A 5,193-nucleotide genomic window follows, 5' to 3' on the forward strand; every position below is an offset into this window, starting at 1 on the left:
CAGTTCCCAGGCGAGGCGATCGACGTGCGCGAGGGTGTCGTACTTCAGGCACCCTTCCTTGGGCGTCTTCACGATCACCGCGAAGAGGTCGCTGGAGAGCGAGTAGTTGTTCGTGACAAAGGCGTTGTCGCGGTTGTAGCGGGAGTCGGGCCGAAGCTCCGGCGCTCCGGGATCGAGATCGCCGACCTGCAGCTTGAGGCTCACCGCAAATCCTCCAACGGCCAGCGCCAGTGAGCCCAACACCGCGGCCAGCGCCCAGCTGCGCTTCGCTGCGAAGTTGTCGAGCAGACTCCAGAAGCGCCCGCCCCGTCCGGCCGCCTGGTCCTGCTCCACCTTCAGGCTGCGCTCGGCCGCTTCGGGACTCACGCCCACATAGGACAGCAGCACCGGCAGCAACAGCAGGTTGGTGAAGATCAGCACCGCCACACCGATGCTCGCGGTCAGCGCGAGCTCGCGGATGACGGGGATCGGGATCAGCATCAGCACCGCGAAGCCGACCGCATCGGCCATGAGCGCCGTGACGCCGGCCAGGAAGAGCCGCCGGAAGGTGTAGCGCGCCGCCACCAGCCGGTGCGTGCCGCGCCCGATGTCCTGCATGATCCCGTTCATCTTCTGCGCCCCATGGCTCACGCCGATGGCGAAGACCAGGAAGGGCACCAGCATCGAGTAGGGATCGAGCTCCAGCCCGACCAGCCTGACCAGTCCCACCTGCCAGAGCACCGCCACCAGCGAGCAGGCGAGCACCATCGCCGTGCTGCGCAGGCAGCGCGTGTAGCCGTACAGCAGCAGCCCGGCGATCACGGTGGCCGCGCCGAAGTACATCATCACCTGCAGGAGGCCATCGAGCAGGTCGCCGATGATCTTGGCGAAGCCGATCACGTGCACCTTCACGCCCCAGGGCTTGCCGTCGGGGGCGAGGCCGTGCTCGTACTTGTCGCGGATCTGGGCCTCGACCTCGCGCGAGAGCCGCCAGTAGTCGAGACGTCCGTCCTTGCCGTTGTCCAGCAGCGGCGCGACGATGGCGCTGGACTTGAAGTCGTTGGCCACGATGCTGCCGACCAGGCCCGCGCGGGCCACGTTCGTGCGCAGCTTCTCCACGCTGGCCGTCTTGCCGTCGAAGTTGTCGGGCATGACGGGGCCGCCCTGGAAGCCTTCTTCCGTCACCTCGGTCCAGCGCGTGGCCGGGGTCCACAGGGACTTGACCCAGGCGCGGTCCACGCCCTGCGTGAGGAACAGGTCGTCGTTGATGTGCTTGAGCGCCTCGAGGTAGCGGGCATCGAAGATGTCGCCGTTCTCGTTCTCCACCACCACGCGCAGCGTGTTGCCCATGCCGCGCAGTTCGCTGCGGTTCTGCAGGTAGTTCTGGATGTAGGGATGACCCACGGGGATCATCTTCTCGAAGCTGGCGTTGAGCGAGACGCGGGTGGCGAAGAAGCCCAGCACCAGGGTGGCGACGAGGCAGGCCAGCGTGACGATGAGGCGGTGGTTGAAAACGGCGCGTTCGAGCCAGTTGCCCGAGTCCCGCGGGAAATCGGCAAGCTCGCGCACGACCGGCATGCGCTCCAGTCCGGAAGAGATGGCCATTACTTGTCCTTGGAGGTCAGGTCGATGCTGCGCAGGCCGCGTGGCCCGCCGACGACGAGCGAGGTGGTGCTGGCGAAGGCGACCGCGGCGAGGGGCACCTGCGAGCGCAGGGGCGAGCGCGTGAAGCTGAGCCCGCCGTCGATGCTGAGCGCGATGCCGCCGGCCTGGTCGACCAGCGCCACGGTGCCGTTGGTCGCGACGGCGCCCGCGACGATGCTGGCGGCAAGGCCGGTGTTGACCGGGCTCCATGCTGCGCCCTCGTCGGTGCTCAGGAAGGCGTTGCCGCGCATGCCGTAGGCCAGCACGCCCGCCTTGGTGGACGCCAGGCCGAACAGGCTGCCCTTGTAGGGCGAAGGGAGTACGGTGAAGCGCTGCGCGCCGGCATCGAGCTTGAGCAGCAGACCGGCTTCACCGGCGATGTAGATCGCGCCGCGATGGGCGCGGACCGCGTAGAGGTTCAGGAGGTTCGGGTTGTCGGCGCGATCGAACCACGGCTCCCAGGTCTTGCCGCCATCGGCGGTGCGCAGGATCAGGCCGTAGGCGCCGACCACGAAGCCCTCGTTCGCGCTGACGAAGCAGAGGTCGAGGAAGGGCTTGTCGGGGCCGGCTTCTGCGTTGCGCTGGGCCTCGACGAGGAGCTTGCGGTCCTGCTCGGTGGCGTCGGACGCGGCGACGCGTCGTTGCATGTGGTCGAGGACCAGCGTGTTGACCTGCCGTCCATCGAGCAGCCGCGTCCAGCCATGGCCGCCATCCAGTGTGCCGAGCACGACGCCGTCGTGGCCGGTCGCATAGCCCACCTTCGCATCGACGAAGCTCACGGCCGTGAGGTCCGAGCTGACGGGCACCATGGCCTGCACCCAGAGCCGGCCGCCGTCCTCCGAATGCACGATGTGGCCGCGCTGGCCGACGGCGACGAGCCGGTCGCCGGCCCGCGCGATGCCCGTGATGAGCCGCTCGGCGGCCAGCGGACTCATCCTGGCGGGACGGTCCAGCACATCGCTGGCCGCCGCTGCTGCTGCTGCCACGGTGGTGCCGGAAGCCGCCAGCGCGCCCAGCGCCGCCAGCAGCATGCTTCTGCGTTGCACGTGAGCCCCGATCAACGCACGCCGGAGCCGGCCAGTGCGTCGGCCGACCAGGCGGTCGCCGACAACGGGTCCGTGTACTTCAGCCCGACGCTGTACGCACCCATCAGGCCCGTCATGTTGTAGCCACCGGTGGTGAAGTCATGGAACGACTGCCCCATGCTCGCCGGCGCCGGCACTTCGTAGGACGGGTTCGTGTAGACGAAGCCCGCGCGGTAGAGCTGGCCACGCGCGTCGTACATGTCCGACGCCACGGCGATCCAGCTGTCCTCGTCCACGTAGAAGGTGCGCTTGGCGTAGATGTGGCGCTTGTCCGCCTTCAGCGTCGCCTCCACCACCCACACGCGGTGCGGTTCCCAGCGCACGTAGTCCGGGTTCAGGTGGTTGGCCGTCGTCACCGCATACGGGTCCTTGGCATAGACCAGCTTGAAGGTGTTGTAGGGGACCAGCATCTCCTGCTTGCCCACGAGCTTGAAGTCGTAGCGGTCCATCGCGCCGTTGAAGACCCAGGCGTCGTCGTAGGTCGATGCGCCTGCCGCGCCGGGGTTGGGCGTGTCGTAGGCGATGTCCGGTGCGAGCTTCACGCGGCGCTGGCCGGGCAGGTACTGCCAGGCACGCCGTCCGTTCTTCATCGGGTTGATGTAGTCCTGCGCGAGCAGGGCTTCACCCGCGCGGCGTGCCGGTGCGGTGTAGGCGATCTTGGTGCGGAAGTAGATGTCGTTGTCGGCCGAGGCGCCCGTGCGCTTGGGGTCGTAGTACGGGTAGTCCATGTAGATCTGGCCCGTGGTGGCGAGCACCGCCTTGCCCGCGGAGTCGACGTTGATGGAGTCGTACTGGGTGTAGTAGCTCTGGCCGGTGTAGCGCAGCAGGTGGTTCCACATCACCTCGTTGCCGGTCTTGGGGATCGGGAACGGGATGCCGGCGAAGGTGCCTTCCAGGCCCAGGCCGTCGTCGGTGGTCTTCACGGCGGTGGCGTTCTTCACCGTGTTGTCGATCACGTACTTGGGGAAGGCCACCGAGCGGTGCGACGGGTAGACGTCCACGCGCATCGTCGGGTACTTCTTCAGCAGCTCCTTGGTGCCTGCCGTGAGCTTGGACTCGTACTGGGCCATGTTCTGCGCGGTGATCGCGTAGAGCGGCTTCTCGGCGGCGTAGGGGTCGGGGCGGATGCCGGAGCCCTTCTCGTAGCCCGCGGGCGGCGTGGTGAGGCCGCCGGTGTACTCGGGGATGGTCTTGTCGGCGTTGCCCGCGCGCTCGGCGCCGGTCTGCGTGAGGGTGCTGCCGAGCTTCTTCGCTTCGTCGGCCGCGACGGCAGCGAGGGCGGAATGGGCGGCGAGCGCGAGCAGCGCGCCGGCCCACAGGGCGCCGGTCTTGGGGCGTGTTGACTTCATGGGTTTGTCTCCGTTCGGTTGAGGTGAGGACGACTCAGAAGGTCGTCTTGAAGGTGAGCAGCACGTGCCCGCGGTCGGACAGGCTGGCGTAGGTGCCGTTGGGCACGTTCATCGCGCCGGTGGGTGTCGTGCTGTAGTCGCCGTAGAAGCCGACATAGCGCAGCGCGAAGTTGTACTTGGCCCGCACGTCGGCAGCGATGCCGATGCCGTAGGTGCCGGCGTTCTTGTTGCCCCCGGTCAGCACCGCCGAGTTGCCCGAGAGGCCGCCCGACCAGCTCAGCGGCAGCGAGATGTCCACGCTCGGGAACACCTGGTACCAGGTGGGCGTGAAGTTCAGGCCGAGGCCGAAGAAGTTCTTGCTGACCGCATCGACGTTGGCCGGGTTGGCGCGGTAGGCGTCGCTGCCCTTGAAGGCGCCGGGGTTCTGCGAGACGCTCAGCCACCGGCTCCAGATCAGTTCGGCGTTCCAGCTGGCGCTGTCGAACAGCGGCGTCTTCGAGACGGTGCCCAGCAGGTTGAACACGCCGTGCATGGTGTCGCCGCGCGCACCGGGCGTGTCGCCGCCGAGCTGGCTCAATTGCGCCAGCGAGATCGCGCCTGTGGCCGGATTGACCAGCGGCGTGGGCAGCACCTGCACCGGCACGCTCTGCAGCGGCATGTTGCGGCGGTAGCTCAGTTCGGCCCCGAGGCTCAGGCCCGCGACGTTCTTCGCGAGGCTCAGGCCGTAGATGTCGATGTCGCGGCCGTAGAAGGCCTGGTACTGGCCGACGTAGCCGGCCTGGATCATCGGCAGCGTGGCGGCGGCCGGATTGATGTAGCAGGTGCTCGGGCCGACGGGGCGCAGGCCGGCGCGCGAGCAGGCCGCGGCGGGCACGCCCGTGGCCACGGCGGGCATCAGGGCCAGCTGCGGCTGGATGTCGGCGGTGCGGCGGCCATAGAGGCCTGCGGTGCCGTCCAGCCACTCGGGGCTCCAACGTGCCGCGAGGCCGAAGTCGCCGGTCTTGTTGGGCTCGGAGTTGGTGGCCTGCAGCAGGCGCTGGCCGGGGCCGGCGATGAGCGTTTCGCCGCCGTGCAACAGGGCATCGTTGACCGTCAGGTAGCTGCCCGACTCCGGATAGCGCGCGCTCTCCCAGTCG

Annotated in this window: 4 protein-coding genes; all 4 read right to left on the bottom strand. The window is 68.3% G+C overall.

The annotated features are described in order from the left end of the window. Positions 1 to 1,584 (bottom strand): efflux RND transporter permease subunit (locus tag ACSFBL_RS35340; RefSeq protein WP_435520459.1); only part of this gene is annotated, 1,584 nt, incomplete at its 3' end. Then, the gene (locus ACSFBL_RS35345) at positions 1,584 to 2,669 is read right to left on the bottom strand and encodes a WD40/YVTN/BNR-like repeat-containing protein (RefSeq protein ID WP_435520460.1); all 1,086 of its coding nucleotides are present in this window, start codon (positions 2,667 to 2,669) and stop codon (positions 1,584 to 1,586) included. The genes ACSFBL_RS35345 and ACSFBL_RS35340, both read right to left, overlap by 1 nt. A gap of 11 nt (positions 2,670 to 2,680) precedes the next feature. Continuing rightward, positions 2,681 to 4,057 (bottom strand): DUF1329 domain-containing protein, encoded by a 1,377-nt coding sequence (locus ACSFBL_RS35350; protein WP_435520461.1) that lies wholly within the window; start codon positions 4,055 to 4,057, stop codon positions 2,681 to 2,683. A 34-nt stretch (positions 4,058 to 4,091) separates the two neighbouring features. Continuing rightward, the coding region (locus ACSFBL_RS35355; protein ID WP_435520462.1) for a DUF1302 family protein at positions 4,092 to 5,193 on the bottom strand (1,102 nt) is incomplete at its 5' end.

Origin of the sequence: Variovorax glacialis (assembly GCF_051216375.1) — a bacterium.
Taxonomy (GTDB): domain Bacteria; phylum Pseudomonadota; class Gammaproteobacteria; order Burkholderiales; family Burkholderiaceae_C; genus Variovorax.

What these genes read in the sequence shown, in the direction of transcription:
- ACSFBL_RS35350 (WP_435520461.1), bottom strand. Translation starts at nt 4,057, where the DNA reads ATGAAGTCAACACGCCCCAAGACCGGCGCCCTGTGGGCCGGCGCGCTG.